This window comes from Parvibaculum sp., from assembly GCF_035325945.1.
GTDB lineage: Bacteria > Pseudomonadota > Alphaproteobacteria > Parvibaculales > Parvibaculaceae > Parvibaculum.
Map to the genome: position 1 here is coordinate 1 of NZ_DAOKYX010000039.1, position 22693 is coordinate 22693.

Annotated in this window: 23 protein-coding genes; 12 read left to right on the forward strand and 11 right to left on the reverse strand. The window is 65.4% G+C overall.

Translation table 11 applies throughout. The annotated features are described in order from the left end of the window. Nucleotides 1-104: 104 nt before the first annotated feature. Both PKA57_RS13720 and PKA57_RS13725 read left to right on the forward strand, forming a co-directional pair. Nucleotides 105-1289, forward strand: a complete 1185-nt coding sequence (locus tag PKA57_RS13720) for an epoxide hydrolase (RefSeq protein ID WP_324301496.1) — start codon at nt 105-107, stop codon at nt 1287-1289. Continuing rightward, nucleotides 1286-2488 (forward strand): epoxide hydrolase, encoded by a 1203-nt coding sequence (locus PKA57_RS13725; protein WP_324301498.1) that lies wholly within the window; start codon nt 1286-1288, stop codon nt 2486-2488. Before PKA57_RS13720 ends, PKA57_RS13725 begins: the two co-directional genes overlap by 4 nt. A gap of 21 nt (nt 2489-2509) precedes the next feature. On the opposite strand, the gene PKA57_RS13730 is transcribed toward PKA57_RS13725, so the two are convergent. Beyond that, on the reverse strand, nt 2510-3469 hold the full coding sequence (locus PKA57_RS13730) for an acetyl-CoA carboxylase carboxyltransferase subunit alpha (RefSeq protein WP_324301500.1): 960 nt from the start codon (nt 3467-3469) through the stop codon (nt 2510-2512). 253 nt (nt 3470-3722) lie between these two features. Here PKA57_RS13730 and PKA57_RS13735 point away from each other — a divergent pair, with 253 nt between their 5' ends. Together PKA57_RS13735 and PKA57_RS13740 are read left to right on the forward strand one after the other, a co-directional pair. After that, nucleotides 3723-4148 (forward strand): hypothetical protein, encoded by a 426-nt coding sequence (locus PKA57_RS13735; RefSeq protein WP_324301502.1) that lies wholly within the window; start codon nt 3723-3725, stop codon nt 4146-4148. A gap of 17 nt (nt 4149-4165) precedes the next feature. Beyond that, the gene (locus PKA57_RS13740; RefSeq protein ID WP_324301504.1) at nt 4166-5107 is read left to right on the forward strand and encodes a sigma-70 family RNA polymerase sigma factor; all 942 of its coding nucleotides are present in this window, start codon (nt 4166-4168) and stop codon (nt 5105-5107) included. Nucleotides 5108-5111: 4 nt separating this feature from the next. Here the strand turns inward: PKA57_RS13740 and PKA57_RS13745 are convergent, their stop codons facing one another. The 4 genes from PKA57_RS13745 to PKA57_RS13760 all read right to left on the reverse strand — a co-directional run bounded on the left by PKA57_RS13745 (nt 5112) and on the right by PKA57_RS13760 (nt 8627). After that, nucleotides 5112-5522: a PaaI family thioesterase gene (locus tag PKA57_RS13745; RefSeq protein WP_324301506.1), complete on the reverse strand. Its 411-nt coding sequence runs from the start codon at nt 5520-5522 to the stop codon at nt 5112-5114. 81 nt (nt 5523-5603) lie between these two features. After that, nucleotides 5604-6575: a site-specific tyrosine recombinase XerD gene (gene xerD, locus PKA57_RS13750; RefSeq protein WP_324301507.1), complete on the reverse strand. Its 972-nt coding sequence runs from the start codon at nt 6573-6575 to the stop codon at nt 5604-5606. 5 nt (nt 6576-6580) lie between these two features. Then, a complete protein-coding gene (locus PKA57_RS13755; RefSeq protein ID WP_324301509.1) occupies nt 6581-8503 on the reverse strand; it encodes a hypothetical protein in 1923 nt (640 codons plus the stop codon). Next, nucleotides 8484-8627, reverse strand: a complete 144-nt coding sequence (locus PKA57_RS13760) for a hypothetical protein (RefSeq protein ID WP_324301511.1) — start codon at nt 8625-8627, stop codon at nt 8484-8486. Before PKA57_RS13760 ends, PKA57_RS13755 begins: the two co-directional genes overlap by 20 nt. Before the next feature lie 277 nt (nt 8628-8904). On the opposite strand from PKA57_RS13760, the gene PKA57_RS13765 reads away from it, so the two are divergent. The 3 genes from PKA57_RS13765 to PKA57_RS13775 are packed head-to-tail and all read left to right on the forward strand — an operon-like array spanning nt 8905 to nt 11944. Then, the gene (locus tag PKA57_RS13765; RefSeq protein WP_324301513.1) at nt 8905-9522 is read left to right on the forward strand and encodes a shikimate kinase; all 618 of its coding nucleotides are present in this window, start codon (nt 8905-8907) and stop codon (nt 9520-9522) included. Then, nucleotides 9519-10655: a 3-dehydroquinate synthase gene (aroB, locus tag PKA57_RS13770; protein WP_324301516.1), complete on the forward strand. Its 1137-nt coding sequence runs from the start codon at nt 9519-9521 to the stop codon at nt 10653-10655. The genes PKA57_RS13765 and aroB overlap by 4 nt, the downstream gene beginning before the upstream one ends. Then, nucleotides 10655-11944 carry an HlyC/CorC family transporter gene (locus tag PKA57_RS13775; RefSeq protein ID WP_324301518.1) on the forward strand — a complete coding sequence of 430 codons (1290 nt, stop codon included), beginning with the start codon at nt 10655-10657 and terminating at the stop codon, nt 11942-11944. Before aroB ends, PKA57_RS13775 begins: the two co-directional genes overlap by 1 nt. Here the strand turns inward: PKA57_RS13775 and PKA57_RS13780 are convergent. Further along, nucleotides 11941-12225: a BolA family protein gene (locus PKA57_RS13780; protein ID WP_324301520.1), complete on the reverse strand. Its 285-nt coding sequence runs from the start codon at nt 12223-12225 to the stop codon at nt 11941-11943. The two genes, PKA57_RS13775 and PKA57_RS13780, sit on opposite strands and share 4 nt — an antisense overlap. Nucleotides 12226-12303: 78 nt before the next feature. Here PKA57_RS13780 and PKA57_RS13785 point away from each other — a divergent pair, with 78 nt between their 5' ends. From PKA57_RS13785 to PKA57_RS13800, 4 genes are all read left to right on the forward strand, one after another. Further along, the gene (locus PKA57_RS13785) at nt 12304-12984 is read left to right on the forward strand and encodes a J domain-containing protein (protein WP_324301522.1); all 681 of its coding nucleotides are present in this window, start codon (nt 12304-12306) and stop codon (nt 12982-12984) included. A 153-nt stretch (nt 12985-13137) separates the two neighbouring features. Beyond that, nucleotides 13138-14109 (forward strand): cobaltochelatase subunit CobS, encoded by a 972-nt coding sequence (gene cobS / locus PKA57_RS13790; RefSeq protein ID WP_324301524.1) that lies wholly within the window; start codon nt 13138-13140, stop codon nt 14107-14109. A gap of 34 nt (nt 14110-14143) precedes the next feature. Continuing rightward, complete coding sequence (cobT, locus tag PKA57_RS13795) at nt 14144-16048, forward strand: cobaltochelatase subunit CobT (RefSeq protein ID WP_324301526.1); 1905 nt, start codon at nt 14144-14146, stop codon at nt 16046-16048. A gap of 196 nt (nt 16049-16244) precedes the next feature. After that, entirely contained in the window at nt 16245-17363 is a 1119-nt protein-coding gene (locus tag PKA57_RS13800; RefSeq protein WP_324301528.1) for an esterase-like activity of phytase family protein, read from the forward strand. Here the strand turns inward: PKA57_RS13800 and PKA57_RS13805 are convergent. The 3 genes from PKA57_RS13805 to meaB form a co-directional block, all read right to left on the reverse strand. After that, nucleotides 17272-17868 (reverse strand): hypothetical protein, encoded by a 597-nt coding sequence (locus tag PKA57_RS13805; RefSeq protein ID WP_324301530.1) that lies wholly within the window; start codon nt 17866-17868, stop codon nt 17272-17274. The two genes, PKA57_RS13800 and PKA57_RS13805, sit on opposite strands and share 92 nt — an antisense overlap. Nucleotides 17869-18080: 212 nt before the next feature. After that, nucleotides 18081-18374: a 50S ribosomal protein L28 gene (rpmB, locus tag PKA57_RS13810; RefSeq protein ID WP_324301532.1), complete on the reverse strand. Its 294-nt coding sequence runs from the start codon at nt 18372-18374 to the stop codon at nt 18081-18083. A 218-nt stretch (nt 18375-18592) separates the two neighbouring features. Continuing rightward, nucleotides 18593-19591, reverse strand: a complete 999-nt coding sequence (gene meaB, locus PKA57_RS13815) for a methylmalonyl Co-A mutase-associated GTPase MeaB (RefSeq protein WP_324301534.1) — start codon at nt 19589-19591, stop codon at nt 18593-18595. Nucleotides 19592-19800: 209 nt separating this feature from the next. Between meaB and PKA57_RS13820 the strand changes: the two genes are divergently transcribed. Beyond that, nucleotides 19801-20637: a DUF3108 domain-containing protein gene (locus PKA57_RS13820; RefSeq protein ID WP_324301536.1), complete on the forward strand. Its 837-nt coding sequence runs from the start codon at nt 19801-19803 to the stop codon at nt 20635-20637. A 5-nt stretch (nt 20638-20642) separates the two neighbouring features. On the opposite strand, the gene PKA57_RS13825 is transcribed toward PKA57_RS13820, so the two are convergent. Continuing rightward, nucleotides 20643-20816 carry a hypothetical protein gene (locus tag PKA57_RS13825; protein ID WP_324301538.1) on the reverse strand — a complete coding sequence of 58 codons (174 nt, stop codon included), beginning with the start codon at nt 20814-20816 and terminating at the stop codon, nt 20643-20645. A gap of 347 nt (nt 20817-21163) precedes the next feature. Beyond that, on the reverse strand, nt 21164-22693 hold a 1530-nt coding region (gene scpA / locus PKA57_RS13830), incomplete at its 5' end, for a methylmalonyl-CoA mutase (RefSeq protein WP_324301539.1).

A 22693-nucleotide genomic window follows, 5' to 3' on the forward strand; every position in this document is an offset into this window, starting at 1 on the left:
TAGTGACGCAACGCCCGCGGGGCAATCTCGATGCGTGATTGCGGCGGCGGGAGCCGCTGCCATAATGCGCGCCAACGAAAACAATCTTTCCGAGGAGCAAGCCCATGGGAGCGCCCGCCCCTTTCACGATCGACATACCTCAGGCGACGATCGACGCGATCCTTGCCAGGGTTCGCGCCTATGAGTGGCACGAAATGCCGGAGATCGACGCGGGCGGCGACCGCTGGGCCTATGGCACCGACATGGAATACATGAAGGAGCTTTGCGCCTATTGGACGAGCGGCTTCGACTGGCGCAAGGCCGAAGCCGAGCTCAACCGGTTTCCGCAATTCAAGGCGACGGTCGATGGCCAGGAAATCCACTTCCTGCATGTGAAAGGATCGGGCGCCGCGCCCGAGACCGTGCTGCTGACGCATGGCTGGCCGGGATCGGTCTTCGAGTTCTATGGCGTGATCGAGCAGCTTGCGCATCCCGAGAGATTCGGCGGCAAGGCGGAGGACGGCGTCAATCTCGTGATCCCCTCCCTGCCGGGCTACGCCTTCTCCGGCAAGCCGAAAAAGCCGCTCGGGCCGAAGCGCACCGCCGCCCTCTGGGACAAGCTCATGCGCGAGGTGCTCGGCTATGACGCCTATATCGCCCAGGGCGGCGACTGGGGCTCCCTCGTCTCAGGCTGGCTCGCCTATGAGCATGCGAAGCCGAAGGGCGGCGGCTGCAAGGCGGTCCATCTCAACATGTTCGGGCTTCGCCCCGCCGTCATGCCGGAGGGCGAGGCGGAGCTGAAATGGGCCGCCGATTACGGCGCCGTCTTCGAGGCGGAGAGCGCCTATATGCGCATCCAGATGACCAAGCCGCAGACGCTCTCCTACGGCATGATGGACAGCCCCGTGGGCGCCGCCGCCTGGATCGTCGAGAAGTTCAACGGCTGGTCGGACCGGCGCGCCGCCGGCAAGCCCGACCACATCGAGAACGCCTACACGAAGGACCAGCTCCTCACCAATGTGATGATCTACCTCGTCACCCGCAGCTTCAACACCGCGACCTGGTACTATCGCGGCTTCCTCGAGGAAGGCGGCGCCATGGCGCCGGGAACGAAGGTCGAGGTGCCGACGGGCGTCGCGAACTTCCCCAAGGAATTTCTCTTCTGGCCGCCGCGCTCCATGGTCGAGAAGGGATACAACGTCACCCGCTGGACCGACTTCGAGCATGGCGGCCACTTCGCCGCGCTCGAAACGGGCAAGGTCTTCGCCGACGAGCTGCGCGCCTTCGTCAACGAGGTGAAGGCCGTATGACCCATCGCATCATCCCGGCCGATCCATTCACGCTGCATGTGCCGGAGGAGGAGCTTCAGGATCTGAAGCGCCGTCTCGGCCGCACGCGCTTTCCGAACGAGCCCCTTGGCAATGCCCATTGGGAATACGGAACGAGCCTGCCCTATATGGAACGGCTCGTCGAATATTGGCGGGATGATTTCGACTGGCGGAAGGGGGAGGCGGCGTTGAACCGCTTTCCGCAATTCCTCGCCACCCTCACCGATGCGGATGGCGAGGATCACGAAATCCATTTTCTCTATGAGCGCGGCTCGGGTGGGGCGGCGGTGCCGCTCATCCTTACCCATGGCTGGCCATCGACCTACCGCGAATTCCTCGATGTCGTCGATCCGCTCGCCCATCCCGAGAAATACGGGCGGTCCGGCCCCTCGTTCGATGTCGTCGTGCCCTCGCTCATCGGCTACGGCTTTTCGTCGAAGCCGCGCATCCCCATCGGCCCGGCGGCGATCGCCGATCTCTGGCATCGCCTGATGACCGAGGTGCTCGGCTATGAGCGCTATGCCGCGCAGGCGGGCGACTGGGGGAGCTTCGTCACCTCCCGCCTCGCGCTCCAGCATGCCGAAAGCCTTCTCGGCATCCACCTCACCATGCTGCCGCTCCGGCCCCATCTGAAGCACGCCTCGCAGCCGCCCGTGAGCGCCGAGGAAGCCGCCTGGATCAAGGAGATGCAAGGCTGGTGGCGACAGGAGGAAGGCTATCGCTCGATCCAGTCGACCAAGCCCATGGCGCTCGCCTTCGGCCTCATGGACAGCCCCGCGGGGCTCGCGGGCTGGCTCGCCGACAAATATTACCGCCTTGGCGACACCGACAAGTCGGACACGATGGAAGGCATGATCGCGCGCTTTCCCTTCGACACGATCCTGACGCAGTTCTCGATCTACTGGTTCTCCGGCACGATCAATTCCGCCAATACGCTCTACAAGGCCGGCCCCGCCGAAGGCTCCGCCTCGCTCAAGCCCGGCGAGCGCGTGGGGGTGCCGACCGCCTATTCGGAATATCCGATCGACGTCCTGCCCCTGACGCCGCGATCATGGGCGGAGCGGAGCTACGATATCGTTCGTTGGCGGATCATGGAAAAGGGCGGGCATTTCGCCGCCATGGAAGAGCCGGAACTCTTCGCCGACGACGTGCGCGAGGCTTTTGCAGAGATGCTAGGCTAATTGCCTGGATGGCGGCCGGACTTAGAGAACGCCCACGCGCCCCATGGCGAGGAACTTCTCGCGGCGCAGGCGGCGGAGCGTGTTGCCGTCGAGCCTTTCAAGGCCGCGCAACTCCTCCTCGATCGCGTCGCCCGTCTCCTTGATCATCTGCGCGCGCTCGCGATGCGCGCCGCCGACGGGCTCGGGAAGCACGCGGTCGATGACGCCGAGCTGATGCAGGTTCTGCGCGGTGATCTTCATCGCCGTGGCGGCATCCTGCGCCTTGTCGCCGCTGCGCCAGAGGATCGACGCCGCGCCTTCGGGCGAGATGACGCTGTAGACGGAATGCTCGAGCATGAGCACCCGGTTGCCCGTCGCCAGCGCGACCGCGCCGCCCGAGCCGCCTTCGCCGATGATGACGGCAATGAGCGGAACGCCGAGGCCGAGGCAGCAATCGGTCGAACGGGCGATGGCCTCCGCCTGGCCGCGCTCCTCGCCGCCGATGCCGGGATAGGCGCCGGCCGTGTCCACGAGCGTGATGACGGGAAGGCCGAAGCGTTCGGCGAGCTTCATGAGCCTCACGGCCTTGCGATAGCCCTCGGGCTTCGCCATGCCGAAATTGTGCTTCATGCGCGTCTGCGTGTCGGAGCCCTTTTCATGGCCGATGACCATGACGGAGCGTCCGCGAAAGCGCCCCACGCCCCCCATGATGGCGGCATCCTCGCCGAAGAGCCTGTCGCCGGCGAGAGGTGTGAAGTCCTCGATCAGCCGCTCGACATAGTCGACGAAATGCGGACGGCGCGGATGGCGCGCGACCTGGAGCTTCTGCCACGGCGTCAGCGACGAATAGGCGTCCTGGAGGAGCTGTGCGGCCTTCTGCTCGAGCTTGGCCACTTCGTCGGAAATGCTGACGGACGGATCTTCCTGGGCCAGAAGTCTCAGCTCCTGGACCTTGCCCTCAAGTTCCGCAATGGGCTTCTCGAAGTCGAGATATGTATGCATCGCGCTCAGGAAAGTCCCGTCTGTCCGCTCTGGATTGACCCCGGAATCATCCTGGGCCCGGATCCCCATTTTGCCGGGAATTGCGCGGCACACTGGCTTGCGAGCGGCCCCTTGTCAACCGCTCCGCGCCGTCTTCGGCGCGCTTTCCGGCGCCATTGGTAAACGTCCGCCGTCCCCTGTCACAACTTGCGCGCCTCCCGCGTCTTGCTCCCGAAGTCCCGGAGCCTCTCGTCGGACGAATGGAGAACCCGCAATGACCCTGACACGCCCCATGACGGAAACCCGTCATTCCACCCTCAAGCGCACCGTGCTGGGCCTTGCGGCACTCGCCCTGCTGGCCAACGCCCTCTACATGCTCGCCGATCCGCTCGGCTGGTATGGAGCCGTCGAAGGCGTGCCGGATACGGGCCCCTTCAATCCGCATTTCGTGCGCGATATCGGCATCTCCTATTTCTCGATCGCGCTGATGACGGCTGCGGGCGCCGTCTGGTTGCGTGCCGCCTTCCCGCTTCTGGCCGCCGTGACGCTCTATCTCGGCCTTCACGCGCTGCTCCATCTCTGGGACGTGGCGGCTGGCCGCCTCGATGTCCATCATCTGGTCATCGACGCGCCCGGCGTCTTCCTTCCGGCCATCGTCGCCGCGCTCCTGACATATTGGCTCCGCGCCGAATATGCCTGATCGGCTATAGTGACCCCATGAAACCGAAGGCTGAACATCCGCAAAGCCTCAGCGACGAGACACGCGCGGCGATCTTCGCAAAGCACCGCGCGCGGATATTCGGCATTGCCTACCGGCTCGTCGGCACGGTGAGCGACGCCGAGGATATCGTGCAGGAAACCTGGCTGCGCTGGGCCGGCGCGCCGCTCGACGATGTGCGCTCGCCCGAGGCATGGCTCGTCACGACGGCAGGACGCCTCGGCATCGATCAGTTGCGGCGGCTGAAGAGGCGGCGCGAAACCTATATCGGCCCCTGGCTGCCCGAACCGATCGTCGAGGCCGCGGGGCGCTCGCCCGAAATGACGCCGGAGGAAAGGCTTTCGCTCGGCGACGACGTTTCGATGGCGCTTCTCCACATGCTCGAGCGCCTCGCGCCGGAGGAACGCGCCGCCTTTCTCCTCCATGAAGTATTCGACTACGACTATGCCGATCTCGCCGCTCTTCTCGGCAAGTCGCAGGCGGCCTGCCGCCAGATCGTGAGCCGTGCGCGCCGCCGCGTTCACGACGACCGCCCGCGCTTCAGCGCCAGCGCCGACGATCACGCGAGGCTCGCCTCCGCCTTCGCCAATGCGCTGACGGCGGAAGATCCGGCATCGCTCATCGCCTGCCTCCACGACAAGGCCATTCTTTACTCGGATGGCGGTGGCAGGGCGGCCGCCGCGCTCAATCCGATCTATGGCGCCGACCGCATCCTCCGCTTCCTTATCGGCGTCAGGAAGAAGGTGCCGCAACTGAACGAGACCGAACCCGTTCTCATCAACGGGCGGCCGGGCTTCGTTCTTCTCATCGACGGCAAGCTCCATTCCGCCGTGAGCTTCGATGTCGAGGAAGGGCGCATCAACGCGGTCTACATGATGCGCAATCCGGACAAGCTGCGCGCCGCTGCGGAAAGCCTCGGCCATCCGCTTCTCGGCGCGTGAGGCTTCAGGCGGTGGCGAGCTTGATGAGACGCGCGGTAGATGTTCCCTTGGCGAGCACCTCGCCCGAGGGATCGAGGAGACGGCCTTCGAGGAAGACCGTCGAGCGACCGCGCCGCTCGATCCAGCCTTCCGCGGTCACGAGGCCGGGCGTCGCCGGCTTGAAGAAGCTGATCTTGATCTCGAGGGACATGGGCGTCAGCACGCGGCCCGTGACGGCCATCGCCGCGAAGGCCATGGCCTGATCGATCCAGCCGGTGACGAAGCCGCCCTGCGCGATGCCGCCCGAATGGCACATATGCATGCCGACGCGATATTCGAGAACGGCGCGGCCCGCCGTCTCGTCGATCTCGATGACCCGCTCCAGCCCGAGCGTCCTCGAGAGTTCATTCACCACGACATCGGTTCGTTCGCTCATTGTGTCCATCCGCCTGCAATATGTTTTGGCGGAGGGTATAAGCGAGGCAGGCGCCGGACGCGAAGAGAAATCGGCCCTCCGTCAGGAACCCGTATCTTTCTTCGCCAGCGGATGATGCTCCTCGACCAGCGTCTTGAGCCTGTCGTCGAGCACATGCGTGTAGATCTGCGTCGTCGAAATATCGGCATGGCCCAGCATCTGCTGCACGGCGCGAAGATCGGCGCCATTGGCGAGCAGATGGCTCGCAAAGGCATGACGCAGCGTATGCGGCGAAACGCGATTGGGATCGAGCTTCGCGGCGATCGCGAGATCCTTGAGAAGCTGCGCGAAACGATGGCGCGTCAGATGCCCCTGCCTTCCGCGCGAGGGGAAGAGCCAGGGCGAAACGCTGTCGCCGAGCCGCTGCACGCGCAGCGGCAGATAATCGTCGATCGCGTGGCGCGCCGCTTCTGAAAGCGGGACGAGCCTTTCGCGGCCGCCCTTGCCCGAGACGGTGAGGAAGCGCCCGTCGCCCTTCGCCGCCGAAAGCGGCAGGCCGACAAGCTCGGAGACGCGCAGGCCCGTAGCGTATAGCACTTCCATGAGGCAGACGAGGCGGGCGCGTTTATAGGCGCGCACGGATTCTTCCTGCGAGCGCCCGTCCTCGACGAGACGCGCAGCCGCAAGCAGCGCATCGACCTCTTCTATCGTGAGCGTCTTGGGAAGCGGGCGCGCGCGACGCGGCCCTTCGATGGCGCTGCACGGATCATCCGCGCGAATGCCGTCGGCGTAGAGGAAACCGTGAAACTGTCTGATGGCGGAGAGACGTCTTGCGGCCGTCGATGCGGACAGGCCCGATGACTGCAACCCCTCGAGATAGTCGCGGATATCCATTGTCTGGGCGCCGGCGACTTCTTTGTTTCTCGATGCGAGAAAGGCTGCAAAGTCCTTCAGATCGCGCGCATAGGCATCAAGTGTGTTGCGCGCCGCGCCACGTTCGGCGCTCAGCATTTCAAGGAAGGCATCGATGTGATGGCTTCCCGGGATCTCCGTGGAGCTGTACTCGTTAGACATGGAACTCACCCAGGTTCGGCATGGCTTCGTCCCATAAGAGCCTCGGTGGCAAGGCGCCGCGCCTCGACATCGAGATGAACTGCTCTGAGACTTGTGACGGCTTGCGCGATCAAACTCGGATTCGCGCTGTCCGGCCCCCCTGGCCCGATATCGCATAACGAAAGCATAACCACTTCACCGACCGCGCCCTTCTGGCCGGCGATACGCAACTGATCTACTCGAGAGTCTGGCGCGATGCCGGCAATGGCCGCAAGCACATTCTGGGGCACCGGATAGCCGAGCGCCTCGAGAAGCAGAACCTCCAGCATCGCGAAACTCTGCGCCGATTTCACCCCGGAGCGAAGATCGGCGAGAATATCGGCGGAAATCTGCTCGGAATTGCCGCCCGGTCCCTGCGGATCGGAGACACGCATCAGCGCGCCGAGTTCGCGCGCGTCGCGCCCGATCGTCTGCCCGCCCTCGGGCTGAATGAGCGCATACCACTGGCTGGCATGGGCCCGGTCGCCGACGAGGAGGAAGGCGCGGACGGCCGCGGGCGCGAGACGGCGGAACACAGGCGATGGCGTCATCGCCGTCAGCGTCGGCATCAGCGCTTCCGCCGTCGCGAGATAGACGCCGCCGCTCTTGCCCGTCGCGAGCAGAACCTTGATGAGATTGGCCCGCTCCACCGGCGAGACTTCCGCGTCGATCGCCTGAAAGAGCAGCGCCCGCCGCATCACCGGCTGGTCGGGGAAGGTGGCGGTCTTCAAGCCCTCGAAATCCGCCTCCGTGAATTGCGGCAGCTTGTAGAGAGCGGCAAGCTCCGCCGGATTGAGCAGGTTGAGCATCGTCGCGCGCTCGCCCGCTGCAATTCGCGTCTCGGGCGGCAGCTTGTCGTTGCGCGCCAGCGCCTGCACGACGGCGGCAGTGGCGATCTGGCCGGCATTCTTGGGCAGCTCGCGATTGGCGAGCCGGTAGAGCGCCACATCGAGAATGTCGAGTGTGGCAGGGTCCGGCGCCTTGAGCTTGAGCCCGTCCGTCGCCTCCGCGACCAGCGAATAGAAGAGCGGATCGTCGAGCCCTTCCTCGCGCGCAAGATCGAGCGTGAGGTTCGCGGTGCTCTTGTTTCCGCTCATGACCTGACAGAAGGCCGAAAGCTTGAGGCTGAAGGCCGCCGCCGCATCATGCGCGGGATCGCTACCCGTCGGAATGTTGGGCAATTCGCTGCAGGCCTGCTCGTCCTTGCCGATGGCGAGCGCGGCCCGCGCCCTTTCAATGGCGACGTCGGGCGCCTTGTCTGCCCGCGCGCTCTGCCCGAGCTGATCCGCAAGATCGGCATGACCGGCCGCGATGAGGCGGTTGAGGCGGATGGCGAGTAGCGAGGAAGCGCCCTGCTCGCCCTCGGGCGGCTCGGCGCCGGTGAGAAGCAGCCTGCGCGACAGCTCGTTCATGATCGGCGAGCCCGTCGCGACGGGCAGTTCCCGCAAATAGCGCTCCACGCTGCCGCGCGACGAGCCCCGCCACATGTCGAAGCCGAAGCCGCCATTCTGCTGGCCGAGAAGACCCGCGGCCGACGCATCGACGCCGCCGAGCGTGCCGACCGTGATGGCGGAATTCGCGCGGCCCGGCAGCGCCTGCAAGGTGCGCGTGGAAGCCTCGCCGGTCGCCACGGGAGCGCCGGGAAAAGCGGCGGCGGGCTCGACGGGCGATATGCTTTCCGGCGCGGTCGCGCCGAAGCCCGGCGGCACGATGCTGCGAGGCGCGCTGTCGGCAGGCTCTGTCTCCTCGGCGGGCGCGGGAAGCTGCGATTGCGGTATGGTGCCGAGCGTCTCCGCTCCCGCGCCGAGCGGGAGCGAAGCGAGAAGCATCGCCGCGAAAAACCGGGCGCCGAGGCCGAGCCTGGCCGGCCCACGGCTCACGCCGGAAGGCTTAACGCGGAAACTGGCCATCGGGCAGCACCTTCTCCACGTTCTGGACCGATGGCTCCGCCGATTGGCCGAGATAGATGACGCCACCCAGGATGACGACGGCGAAAACTGCGAATACGGCAAGCAAACGCATGGCACTGCTCATTTATTGTCCTCTGGCTAAAGCCCCACCAATTTCGCCGGTCGGACGTTGAGTTTCCCCTTTATGCCCGTCTTGCGGCGAAATTTGGGCGCGGATTCCGACCGGATGCTATATCTGGCCGGACCGGGTTCGGTCCATCCGGCCGCAACTGCCCGGCAGCAGGCATCCGGCTGCGGGCGGGCGGCTGATCGGCTAGATTGGACCAGTATCGAAAGAGGGCTTCCGGTCCCAAGCGACCGCAAGGCCCGCCTCTATGTATTATGGATAGATTGAAGGAAAAATGACGACCGAGACAAGAGGAAGCGCGCCCTTTTCCGATCCTTCGTCCGCGGCGGCGGAGGTCGCGGAGGCTGCGCGGCCCGGTGACAGGTCCATCGTCCTTGTCGGCCTCATGGGAGCGGGCAAGACCACGGTCGGAAGGCGGCTGGCCCAGCGGCTCGGCCTGACCTTCGTCGATGCCGATGCCGAGATCGAGCGCGCGGCCGGGGAAACCATTCCAGAAATTTTCGAGCGCCATGGCGAGGCGGTGTTTCGCGACGGCGAGCGGCGCGTCATCGCCCGCCTGCTCGAACAGGGTCCCCAGGTGCTCGCCACGGGCGGCGGCGCCTTCATGGACCCGACCACGCGCGCGAACATCGCGGCGCGCGGCATTTCGATCTGGCTGAAGGCTGATCTCGACGTCCTGATGCGCCGCGTGGGCCGCCGCTCGAACCGGCCGCTCCTCAAACAGGGCGATGCGCAGGCAACGATGGAAAAACTCATGGCCCAGCGCTATCCCGTCTATGCCGAGGCGGACATCACGGTCGAAAGCCGCGAAGGGCCGCTCGAGACGGTCGTCGACGACGTCATCGCAGAACTCGAAACCTACAATGGAAGGGCAAAAGAGGCCGCCAAATGAGCGCATCACAAGCAAGCGCCCACGATGTGAAAACCGTCCGCGTCGCGCTGGGCGAGCGGGCCTATGACATCCATGTCGGCCCGAAGCTCATCGCGCGCGCGGGCGAGTTTCTGAAGCCGCTGCTCCGGCGCGCGCGCGTCGCCATCGTAACCGACGAAACGGTCGCCCGCTTTCACCTTCCCGCGCTTGTGCAAAGCCTCGACGCCACGGGCATCGCCCATGACGCGATCGTGCTGCCGCCCGGCGAAGGCACGAAATGCTTTGCCCAGTTGCAGCACCTGACCGAATGGCTTCTCGAAAAGGGCGTCGAGCGCGGCGATCTCGTCATCGCGCTTGGCGGCGGCGTCATCGGCGATCTCACAGGCTTTGCAGCGGCCATTACACGGCGCGGCGTCGATTTCGCGCAGATCCCGACGACGCTTCTTTCGCAGGTGGACAGCTCCGTCGGCGGCAAGACCGGCATCAACACGCCGCAGGGCAAGAACCTTGTCGGCGCCTTCTATCAGCCGCGCGTCGTGCTTGCGGATACGAGCGCGCTCGAAACGCTGTCGATGCGCGAGCTGCTCGCGGGCTACGCCGAAGTCGTCAAATACGGCCTCATCAACGACCGCCCCTTCTTCGACTGGCTCGAAGCCAATGTCGACCGCATCAAGGCCGGCGATGTCGCCGCGCGCACCCATGCGATCGTGAAGAGCTGCGAGGCCAAGGCCGCCATCGTCGCGGCGGATGAGCGCGAGAGCAACGTCCGCGCGCTCCTCAATCTCGGCCACACTTTCGGCCATGCGCTCGAAGCGGCGACGGGCTTTTCCGACCGCCTCGTCCATGGCGAAGGCGTTGCCGTGGGCATGGCGCTCGCCTTCGATCTCTCCGCGCGGCTCGGCCTCTGCAGCGGTCAGGATGCGATCCGCGTTCGCCGCCACCTCGAAAAGGCGGGCCTGCCGAAATGCCTTGCCGATGTGCCGGGCGCGCTGCCCGATGCCGATGAACTCATCTCGCTCATGGGACAGGACAAGAAAGTCGTCGACGGCAAGCTCACATTCATTCTCGCCCGCGGCATAGGCGAAGCGTTCATCACCCGTGATGTCGATCCGGCGGCCCTCCGAGCGCTCCTGCGGGAGAGAGAGGCAGCCTGATGACCTCGCTCGGCATCGGCCTGACGATCGCGGTAATCGCCATCCTGCTCGGCCTGTCGGCATTCTTCTCGGGTTCCGAAACGGCGCTCACTGCCGCCTCGCGCGCCCGCATGACGCGGCTTGCCGAAGAGAAGAACTGGCGCGCGCAACTCGTCCTCAGGCTCACCGACGATCTCGAACGGCTGATCGGCGCGCTTCTGCTCGGCAACAACCTCGTCAACATCCTCTCGTCCGCGCTGGCGACCGGCCTTCTGCTGGCGATCTTCGGCGATGCGGGCGTCCTCTACGCAACGCTCGTCATGACGGCGCTGGTCGTCATCTTCGCCGAAGTGATGCCGAAGACCATCGCCATCACCAATACCGACCGCTTCGCGCTCTTCGTCGCCCCGCTCGTGCGCATGGTGCTTCTGGTCTTTGCGCCGCTCACCGTCGCCGTGCGCTTCATCGTTCGCGGCACGCTCGGAATCTTCGGCGTCGATGTCAGCGAGACAGCCAATGTGCTCTCGCCGCATGATGAACTGCGCGGCGCGATCAATCTCCATCTCCGCGAGGGCGGCGTGGTCAAGAGCGACCGCGACATGCTGGGCGCCATTCTCGATCTCAGCGACCTCACCGTCGGCGACATCATGGTTCATCGCAAGAACATCAACATGATCGACGCCTCGGGCTCGAACGAGGAGATCGTGTCGCAGGTTCTCGCCGCGCCCCATACGCGCATTCCGCTCTGGCGCGACGAGCCGGAGAACATTGTCGGCGTCCTCCACGCGAAGGACTTGCTGCGCGCGCTTTCGAGCGCGGGCTGGAAGCCCGGCGCGGTCGACATCGCCGCCATCGCCATCAAGCCATGGTTCGTGCCGGATACGACGCCGCTTCAGAACCAGCTCAACGCCTTTCTGCGGCGCAAGACGCATTTCGCTCTCGTCGTCGACGAATATGGCGCGCTGATGGGCCTCATCACGCTCGAGGACATTCTGGAGGAAATCGTCGGCGACATTTCCGACGAGCACGACATCGAGCGTTCGCGCGTGCGCCTTCAACCGGACGGCTCCGTCATCGTCTCGGGCGCCGTGCCGATCCGCGATCTCAACCGCAAGCTCGACTGGCACCTGCCCGACGAGGAGGCGACGACGATTGCCGGCCTCGTCATCCATGAGGCGCGCGCGATCCCCGAAGTGGGACAGGCCTTCACTTTCCACGGTTTCAAGTTCGAGATCCTGCGCCGCCAGCGCAATCAGCTCGCCGTGCTCCGCGTGACCCCGGTGCGCGCCAAGACCGGCGCGGCCGATTAGGCCCTTTCCGCCGCCGCTTCCTCCGGCGTCAGCGTCCGCATGGAGAGCGCGTGAACGGGATTGCCCATTTCCTCGGCGAGCGCGGCCGTCACCATTCTCTGCCGTGCGACGCGGGGCTTTCCGGCGAAAGCCGCCGATATGACGGTGATCCTGAAATGTGTCTCGACACCCGGGCGATGGCCCGCATGGCCCTTGTGCCGGTCGGATTCGTCCACGATCTCGAGCAGCGAGGGCAAGAGCGCGGCCTCGAGTTTTTTCCTGATGATTTCCGCGACCGACACACGCCACCTCATTAATCTTGCTGCAAGCGGCGCCATGCTTCCTTGTTTTGCAGGGCCCGCCAACCCATAATTTGTATCGTGAACCTGAACTCGAAATATTTCGATTCCATCCGCATCGCCCCCCGCAAGGAGCGGGGGCTGGAAGGTGCCGCTTCCGCGCGCCAGAAATTCGGCGAGCCGGCGCCACAGCGCTGCGAATGGGAGGGCTGCCGCGCCGCGGGCCTTCATCGCGCGCCGAAAGCGACCGCGCGCCAGCCAAATGTTCCGGAAGACAAGCCCTATCGCTGGCTCTGCGCCGATCACATCCGCGAATTCAACCAGAATTACGACTTTTTCCAGGACATGACCGACGCCGAGATCGCCGCTTTCCAGCGCGACGCGATCACCGGCCACCGGCCGACCTGGGGGCTCGGTGTCAATGCCGCCCCCGGTTATGGCGCTGACTGGCGGCAAGGCGCCGGGCACACGGGCCGGGGCCGCCCCTTCCACGACACTTTCGGCTTCTTCGAGGATGCCGCAAGGTCAAGGCCGGAAGAGCCGCCGCAGCCGAGCCGCCGCAAGCCGCGCACTCTGGAGCGACAGGCTTTGCAAACACTGGGGCTTGACGAGACGGCTACCTTGAATGAGATCAAGTCCCGGTATAAGGAACTTGTGAAAAAGCACCATCCGGACGCCAATGGCGGCGACAGATCGGCCGAAGAGCGTCTGCGCAAGGTAATCCAAGCCTACGATTACCTCCGAAAGAGCGGCTTCTGCTAATCTGTGGCAGGCAGGGCTGGGGCGGCGCGCCTCGGCTTGAGGCGCGGGCCGCAGCATGAATCGGAACCCGCACGCGGTTTCCGATCGACAAGAACGATAAGAACGGCACGACGTGGGAAGCAGGGTACGATGAGCTTAGAAGTGACAGGCAGCATGTCTGAGAACCTCCCGGATACGACCGTCTCGGTCCGCGAGGTGTTCAATATCAATGTGGACATGCAGGTTCCTGCATTTTCGCAGCCGAACGAGTATGTGCCGGATTTCGACCCGGACTATCTCTTCGACCGCGACACCACGCTCGCCATTCTCGCCGGCTTCGCCTACAACCGCCGCGTCATGGTGCAGGGCTATCACGGCACCGGCAAATCGACGCATATCGAGCAGGTGGCCGCGCGCCTCAACTGGCCGTGCATCCGCATCAACCTCGACAGCCATATCAGCCGCATCGACCTCGTCGGCAAGGACGCGATCGTCCTGCGCGACGGCAAGCAGGTGACGGAGTTCCGCGAGGGCATCCTGCCCTGGGCGCTGCAGCACCCCGTCGCGCTCGTCTTCGACGAATATGACGCCGGCCGCCCGGACGTGATGTTCGTGATCCAGCGCGTGCTCGAAGTCTCCGGCAAGCTGACGCTTCTCGATCAGAACCGCGTCATCCGTCCGCATTCGGCCTTCCGCCTCTTCGCCACGGCGAACACGGTCGGCCTCGGCGATACGTCGGGCCTCTATCACGGCACGCAGCAGATCAACCAGGGCCAGATGGACCGCTGGAACATCGTGACGACGCTCAACTATCTGTCGCACGACGCCGAAGTGAACATCATGCTCGCCAAGATCAAGGCCTATCAGACCGAAGAGGGCCGCAAGAAGATCTCCGCCATGGTGCGCGTCGCCGACCTCACCCGCTCCGCCTTCATCAATGGCGACATCTCGACCGTGATGAGCCCGCGCACCGTGCTCACCTGGGCCGAGAACGCGCAGATCTTCGGCGGCGATCTCGGCTTTGCCTTCCGCGTGACCTTCCTCAACAAGTGCGACGAACTCGAGCGGGCCACCGTTGCCGAGTTCTACCAGCGCTGCTTCGGTGAAGACCTGCCGGATTCGGCCGCCAACGTCATGGTTGCGTGAGATTGGGAAAGGGGGCGCTCCGGCGCCCGGTCACATGACATCCAGGGAAGGGCCCGTCGAACCGTTCAAGCGTGCGCTGACGACCGCGATGCGCACGATTGCGGAGAATCCCGAGCTGAGCGTGACCTTCGGCACCGAGCCGCCGGGTCTGCGCGGCCTTCGCGCGCGCCTGCCCCTGCCGAGCCGCACGCTTCCGCCCGAGGAAGTGGCGCAGGTGCGCGGCGTCTCGGACGCCTATGCGCTCCGCCTCGCTCATCACGACGAGAAGGTCAACGCCCGCCTGCAGCCCGAAGGCGGCAACGCGCTCGCCGTCTTCGATGCCGTCGAGCAGGCGCGGTGCGAGGCGATCGGCGCGAGCCGCATGGCCGGCATGGCGCAGAACCTCGCGGCCGCCCTCGAGCAGCGCTGCCAGGCGCGCGGATATAACCGCATCAAGACACGCGAAGAAGCTCCCCTCGCCGAGGCGGTCGCCATGATGGTGCGCGAGCAGCTCACCGGCGAGGCGCCGCCTCCCTCGGCCAGAACGCTCGTCGATCTCTGGCGGCCCTGGATCGAGGAGAAGGCCGGCAAGGACCTCGGGCGCCTTCACTCGCTCATGGAGGATCAGACCGCCTTTGCCCGCGCGACCCGCGACATCCTCGTCGATCTCGACATGGGCGACGAGCTCGGCCAGGCGCAGGACCAGTCCTCCGAGGACAGCGACCAGCAGGAAGGCGATTCCGAACAGTCCTCCGAGCAAAGCCAGTCGGGCGAGGCCGAGCAGCCCGAAGGCGCCTCCGCCGACAAGGTCGAATATTCCGAAGGCGAGGGCGAGGAAGGTGAGGAGCAGACCGTCGAGGTCGAAAGCGACGAGATGCCCGCCGATGGCGACACCGACGAGACGAGCGAGGGCCATCAGCCCTGGCGCCCCAACGGACAGGGCGACGAGCGCGGGCGCGAACCGAGCTACAAGGTCTATACCTCGCAATATGACGAGGTCATCGCGGCCGAGGACCTTTGCGACATCGAGGAACTGTCGCGGCTTCGCCAGTATCTCGACCAGCAGCTCCAGCAGATGCAGGGCGTCGTCTCGCGCCTTGCCAACCGCCTGCAGCGGCGCCTGCTCGCCAAGCAGAACCGCACCTGGGAATTCGACCTCGAAGAGGGCCTGCTCGACGCATCGCGGCTTACCCGCGTCGTCATAGACCCTCTGCACGCGCTCTCCTTCAAGGTCGAGCACGACATGAATTTCCGCGACACGGTGGTGACGCTGCTTCTCGACAATTCGGGTTCGATGCGCGGACGGCCGATCACGGTCGCCGCCATGTGCGCCGACATTCTCGCCCGCACGCTCGAGCGCTGCGGCGTCAAGGTCGAGATCCTCGGCTTCACCACCCGCGCCTGGAAGGGCGGGCAGTCGCGCGAGGCGTGGCTCGCCGCCGGAAAGCCCGCCAATCCGGGCCGCCTCAACGATCTGCGCCACATCATCTACAAGTCGGCGGACAGCCCCTGGCGGCGCGCCCGCCGCAATCTCGGCCTGATGATGCGCGAGGGGCTCCTCAAGGAGAACATCGACGGCGAGGCGCTGATCTGGGCCTACAACAGGCTGCTTGCGCGTCCCGAGCAGCGCCGCATTCTCATGGTCATTTCGGACGGCGCGCCGGTGGACGACTCGACGCTCTCCGTCAACGCCGGCAACTATCTGGAGCGGCATCTGCGCAGCGTCATCGAGCAGATCGAAACCCGCTCGCCCGTCGAACTCATCGCCATCGGCATCGGCCATGACGTGACGCGCTACTACAAGCGCGCCGTCACCATCGTCGATGCGGAGCAGCTCGGCGGCGCCATGACGGAAAAACTCGCCGAACTGTTCGAGGAAGAAAGCGGGCAAGGCCGCGCGGGCCCTGCCTCGCGCATGCGTGCCGGCGCATCGAAGCTCGCAGCACGCTCCATGCGTTGAGCCGCCACGCGGCGCTTCGCCACCGATATTGTTCGCGCTTTTCTTTGCCGCGCGGGGCAGGCGCTTGTGCATCGCCGCCGCCCCGATATGATGCCCCGCACGTTCGGATAGGTCATGCGCCGCCCGGTCATGACCGGTTGAGAGAAAGTACAGATTGATGGGCTGGTCCAGGCGTTCCCTGCCGGTTGGAGCCTTCATGCGGCATACGACCGCCTCTCTGCTCGCCGCCTTCGTTCTTCTTGCTTCTCCCGGCCTCCTGCATGCAGACGGCGCCGAAGGCGACAAGCTCGAGCTTTCGACGCAAGCCGTGCAGTGGAACCCGAAGGACCGCGGCGACTTCGATGCCGGAAAGCTCGAATGGGCCGGCGGGATCGAGATCAAATCCCCGAGCAAGGATTTCGGCGGCTGGTCGGGCATTTCCATCAGCGCCGATGGCTCGACGCTTCTGGCGATTTCCGACCTCGGCAAATGGATGACGGCGCAGCTTCTCTATGACGAGAAGGGGCGGATCTCAGGCATGGGCGATGCGCGCATCGCGCCCATGCTCGGCCTCGACGGCAAGCCGATCGAAGGCAAGGAACTCGCCGACGCCGAAGGCCTCGTCGTGGACGGCGCCAATCCTCTCAAATCCACCGCTTATGTGAGCTTCGAGCGGCACCATCGCGTCTGGCGCTACGATCTCCACAAGGATGGCTTCGACGCGCGTCCGACTCAGATCCTGACCCAACGCCATTTCGGACGGCTCAGCACCAATGCAGGTATCGAGGCGCTGACCATCTTGCGTCCGGCCGAAGGAAACAAGCCGCCCCGCCTTCTCCTCGTGACGGAAAACACCCGCGATCCGCGCGGCAATGTCCGCGCCTTCATCACCGAAGGCCGCACGGTGAAGCGTCTGTCGTTCCGCCTGCACGATCCCTACCACCCGACCGACATCGCCCGCCTGCCCGATGGCGACTTCCTGCTGCTCGAACGCCGCTTCTCGCTGCTTGCCGGCGCGGGCATGCAGATCCGCCGCATTCGCAAGGAAGACATCAAGCCCAATGCCATCGTCGATGGCGAAATCCTGCTCGAGGCCGGACGCGAGCGCTCGGTCGACAATATGGAAGGGCTGTCTGTCCGTCAGGACCAGCGGGGCAATGTCTGGGTCTATGTGATGTCGGACGACAACCGGAACCCGCTGCAGCGCACGCTGCTCGTCATGTTCCGGCTCAAATCGGAAACGGTCATGCCCCACCATACCCAGGGCACGGTCGAATCGACCGGCGAAGCATCTGGGTCGGCACCAGCTGCCCCAGCGCCCAAACGAGCTGAATAGCGCCGAGCACGGCGAGCCTCGGCAGCGCGGCCTCGTTCCACTCGCCGCCCGTCGCCGTGTGGAAGGAAGCCGTGAAGACGAGCCCGCCCATGAGCGCGGCAACGAAGGGCGCTTCCCACCATGGAATGCCCCGCAGCCGGTCGAAGAGATAGATATTGGCGATCTGGCCGAGCAGCAGCGAGCCCGTGAAAGCGATCACCGTGGGCGCAGGCGCGACCTCCTCCACGAAGGATGCGATCAGGCCCTCGGCTTCCGCCCAGAAGATGCCCCCGGCGATGAGCGCCCAGCTTGCGAGGGTCGCGCCGAATGCGATCGAGGGCCCATGGCGGCGGCTCGTGAGGTTGAGAACGAAGAAGACGGCCGGAAGAAGCAGCGCTCCCCGGTTGAGCCAATCGCCCTGGGCCGGATCGAGAGAGGGATCAAGTGCGGTGAGAAAGCGAAGCTCGCTCGCCGGTTCGCTGCGGAAGGCCCAGGCAACAGCCAGAACGGCAATGAGCGCCGCCACGGGCACGATCGAGGCCCGATCGCCGCGAGCGCCCGCGCGATGGCGCTTGCGCGCTTTGGCGGAGCGCGCCGTTCAACCCCGCTATCAAGCAGCATTGCATTCCCCCGAATTGCGGCTCGAAGTCTAGCCGCCGGGAAATGCATCTGAAAAGCAAAACGGGTGGCCGAGGCCACCCGTTAACCTGTTTGGAGCCCTGTCCGGGCGCGCCTGCCTCAGGCCTGCACGGCCGCGCGCGCCTTCTCGATGTCGCGCTTGAGCTTCTGGGCGCGGGTCGAAAGGTCGGTATCGCGCGCCTTTACGAGGAAAGCGTCGAGCCCGCCATTGTGCTCGACCGAGCGCAGGGCATGGGCGGAGATGCGCAGGCTGTACTGGCGGCCGAGCGCGTCGCTGAGGAGCGAGACATTGCAGAGATTCGGCAGGAACCGGCGCCGCGTCTTGCGGTTGGCGTGGCTCACATTATTGCCCGACATCACGGCCTTGCCGGTGAGTTCGCAACGACGCGACATGGGACCATTCCTTGCAAGTTCGGGGACAGGAGGCCCGATATTTTCCGGACCACACCCGATTCCCTCAGGTTTCGAAAATTTTCGACGGCGCAAGCCACCAGGGGCGCATCCGTCACAGGCGGGCACGTATAAAAGGCCCTCTCCCGCCCGTCAAGGCCCCGTCCCTTCCGCCAGCGCGAAAACGGCAAGAATCCGCGCAAAACCGCCACCGAAGCTCTTCAGTCCCGCGCCTCGCCCAGCACCACGGCCAGAAGCCGCCGGGCCGCCGCCGTGGGGGTCGTTCGGCCCGATTCCACATCCGCCTCGAGCGCCGGGATGAGCCTTGCGGCTTCCCTGTTCGCCTTGAGCGCCGCGAAAAGGCCCTCGCGCACCTCCGTCCACATCCAGGATGTCGCCTGCGCCGCTCGAACCCGATCGAGCTCGCCCCCCGCCGACATGGCTTCGCGGTGCTGGCCGACCGCCTCCCAGATCGCCTCGAGCCCCTCGCGCTTGAGCGCCGAGGCGAGCTTCACCACCGGCTTCCAGCAGGAACTCTTGGGCCGCATCAGGTGAAGGGCGGTCTTGTATTCCATCGCCGTCCGCTTCGCCGCCGGGATGAGGTCGCCATCGGCCTTGTTGACGACGATGAGATCGGCAAGCTCCATGATGCCGCGCTTGATGCCTTGCAACTCATCGCCACCTCCCGGCGAAAGCAGCAGCAGGAACATGTCGACCATATCGGCGACCGATGTTTCCGACTGGCCGACGCCGACCGTCTCGATCAGCACCACGTCATAGCCGGCCGCCTCGACGAGAAGCATGGCCTCTCGCGTGCGCCGCGCGACGCCGCCAAGCGTTCGCCCCGCGGGCGAGGGCCTTATGAAAGCGTTGGGATCGCGCGCCAGCATCTCCATGCGCGTCTTGTCGCCGAGGATCGAGCCGCCGGAGCGCGCCGAGGAGGGGTCGATGGCGAGCACCGCAACCTTGAGGCCGCGCGCGGTGAGGAAAGTGCCGAAGGCTTCGGTAAAGGTCGACTTTCCGGCGCCGGGCGGGCCGGAAAGGCCGAGCCTGATCGCCCGGCCCGTATCGGGAAGGAGTTCGGTCAGCAGCGCCTGCGCGGCCTGCTGATGATCGGCGCGCGAGGATTCGACGAGCGTGATGCCGCGAGCAAGAGCCACCCGCTCGCCTTTCCTGATGCGCGCGGCGAGCGTGGCCGGATCGTCGCTTCTCTTGTCCATGGCTTTCGTCTTTCCGGCCTTCTGGAGATTCGGCAGGGTTCAATGGCTTCCATACCCGCCGGTGGCCCCCTTGGGAAGACCCGGGCGGCACGATACGCAAACGGCCTTGCGTCTATACTAGGCGAGATTCGCGACCCGATGGATGGCACCCGGAGGACCCGGATTTGCGAAATCATTTGAGGCCTGCCGCGCTCGCCGGAGCCGCCCTCATGCTTTTTGCCGCCCATTGCGGCAGCGCGGCCGCCTTTCCGCCGCTTCCGCTGGCGCGGCCGGGCTCCTCGGCCCCCGCGCCCCTGCCGGAGGCGCCGCGGCAAAGGGTCGAGGCCGAATTCACGGTCTATCTCGGCGGCTTTCTGTTCGCGGTCGGCCATTTCACGGCGGATTTCACGGGCGAGACCTATCGCCTGAACACGCTTCTGACGACGGCCGGCCTGCCGCGCGCCTTCTACGAGGCAGAATTCAGGCTTTCGAGCGAAGGACGGCTCGCGCCCCCGCATGTCAGACCGAACCGCTATGTCTCGAACTCGCGCGACACGAGCAGCGCGCGCAAGATCACGCTCGATTACGACGGCGACGGCATGCCCCATATGACGGCGGTTCCACCCTATGAGCCGGGCGACCTCGTCGACGTCGCGCCCTATCAGCAGATCGGGACGCAAGACCCCGTGAGCGCCGCGCTGGTGCCGGTCGCGGGTGAGGCGAACCCGTGCGACCGCACCATCCCCGTCTTCGACGGGCGCCGCCGCTACGATCTCAAGCTGAGCTTTGACAGCGAGAAGAAGATGACGCCGCGCGGCCTCTCCTCGCCCCGCCAGGTGATCGCCTGCAATGTCCGCTATGTTCCCGTGGCGCCGATCGAGAAACGGAAATTCACCGAGATGCTGAGCCGGAACGACAGCATCAAGGTCTGGTTCGCGCCTTTCGATGGCGGACGCGTCTACCTGCCCGTCCGCCTCCAGCTACGCACGCCGCTGGGCGGCGCCGTCATGGAACTCACCCGTATGAGCGAAAGTGTGAGCGCGCCGGGCGCAACCGGCGGACAATAGCGGCGCTAGTCGGCGATATAGCCGCGCGCTTCGTCGAGGAGCAGTCGCAGACGCAGGACGAGATCGCTCTCCGGAGAGGTCGAGGAATGCTCCATCTCGGCAAGCAGCGACTCGAGGCGCCGGGCGAGATCCTTGTAGTAAGCCGAATTGGCGTTTGGGGCAGTGATAGTCTTCGTCAAAATAGCCTCGTCGCGCATCGCAAATGCGCGTCCACAGAGGCACTCCCCACCCAAGGTGCCGATCAGATCCCGCTTTCTCGCTTTCGTCTGTGCGACAGCCACGCTCTCCCGGAGCCCATCTCTCCGGGATACGCCTGTTTCGGGTAACGGTCGCCAATGCCGCCCGGAGACCAGTGAGCCGCCCGCGCCGTCAACCCGCCGGCATCGAACGGCCGGCTTTGGGCGCGGGGTTTATATAACTTGGATTAAAGGTGCAAGCCCGCGCTCGGGAGCGGCGAAACTTTGCCGCACCCGATGCACGTTTTTAAGGCACGATGGCGCCCTGCCCCGATTCAAGGCAGCGCGGATTACGCCGCCTGGCGCCGCTTCTCCCGGATCAGCGCCAGAATTTCGGACGCGGCCGCCGGAATGTTCGTGCCCGGACCGAAGATCGCCGAGGCCCCGGCCTTCTTGAGGAAGTCGTAATCCTGCTGCGGAATGACGCCGCCGCAGACGACCAGAATGTCTCCGGCCCCTTCCTTCTTCAGCGCCTCGACCAGCGCCGGCACCAGCGTCTTGTGGCCCGCCGCCTGGCTCGAAATACCGATCACATGGACGTCGTTCTCGATCGCGTCGCGCGCCGCCTCTTCCGGCGTCTGGAAGAGCGGACCGACATCGACGTCGAAGCCGAGATCGGCGAAGGCGGTCGCGATCACCTTGGCGCCGCGATCATGGCCGTCCTGCCCCATCTTCACGACGAGCATGCGCGGGCGACGGCCTTCCGCCTCGGCGAAGTCCTCGATTTCCTGCTTGATGTGCATGAAACCCTCATCCCCTTCATAGGCCTGACCGTAGACGCCGGAGATCGACCGGATTTCGGCGCGATGGCGGCCGAAGACCCTTTCCATGGCGTCCGAGATTTCGCCGACGGTCGCCCTCGCGCGCGCCGCCTCGACGGCGAGCTGAAGCAGATTGCCCTCGCCCTTCGCGCCTTCCGTCAGCGCATCGAGCGCAGCCTTGCAACGCGCCTCGTCGCGCGTCGTGCGCACCTGGTTCAGCCGCGCGATCTGGCTCTCACGCACCTTGGCATTGTCGATATCGAGAATTTCGATCGGGTCTTCCTTGGGCGGACGATACTTGTTGACGCCGACGATCACTTCCTCGCCGCGGTCGATGCGTGCCTGCTTGCGCGCCGCCGCTTCCTCGATCTTGAGCTTGGGCATGCCGGAGGCGACCGCCTTCGTCATGCCGCCCATCTCCTCGACCTCCTCGATGAGCTTCCACGCCTCGCTCGCCAGCGCATGCGTCAGGCTCTCGATGTAATAGGAGCCGCCGAGCGGATCGATGACATTGGTGACGCCCGTCTCGTGCTGAATGACGAGCTGCGTGTTGCGCGCGATGCGGGCCGAAAAGTCGGTCGGCAGCGCGATCGCTTCATCGAGCGCATTGGTATGGAGCGACTGGGTGCCGCCGAGCACGGCGGCGAGCGCCTCGATCGTCGTGCGGATGACGTTGTTATAGGGGTCCTGCTCGGTGAGCGAGACGCCCGATGTCTGGCAATGCGTGCGCAGCATCAGCGATTTCGGGTCCTTCGCGCCGAATTCCGACATGATGCGCGACCAGAGAAGACGCGCGGCGCGCAGCTTCGCCACTTCCATGAAGAAGTTCATGCCGATGGCGAAGAAGAAGGAAAGGCGTGGCGCGAACTCGTCGACATCGAGACCGGCCTTGAGCGCCGCGCGCACATATTCGCGCCCGTCGGCGAGCGTGAAGGCAAGCTCCTGAAGCTGCGTCGCGCCCGCTTCCTGCATGTGATAGCCGGAAATCGAGATCGTGTTGAACTTCGGCATGTGCTTCGAGCAATAGCCGATGATGTCCGCGATGATCCGCATCGAGGG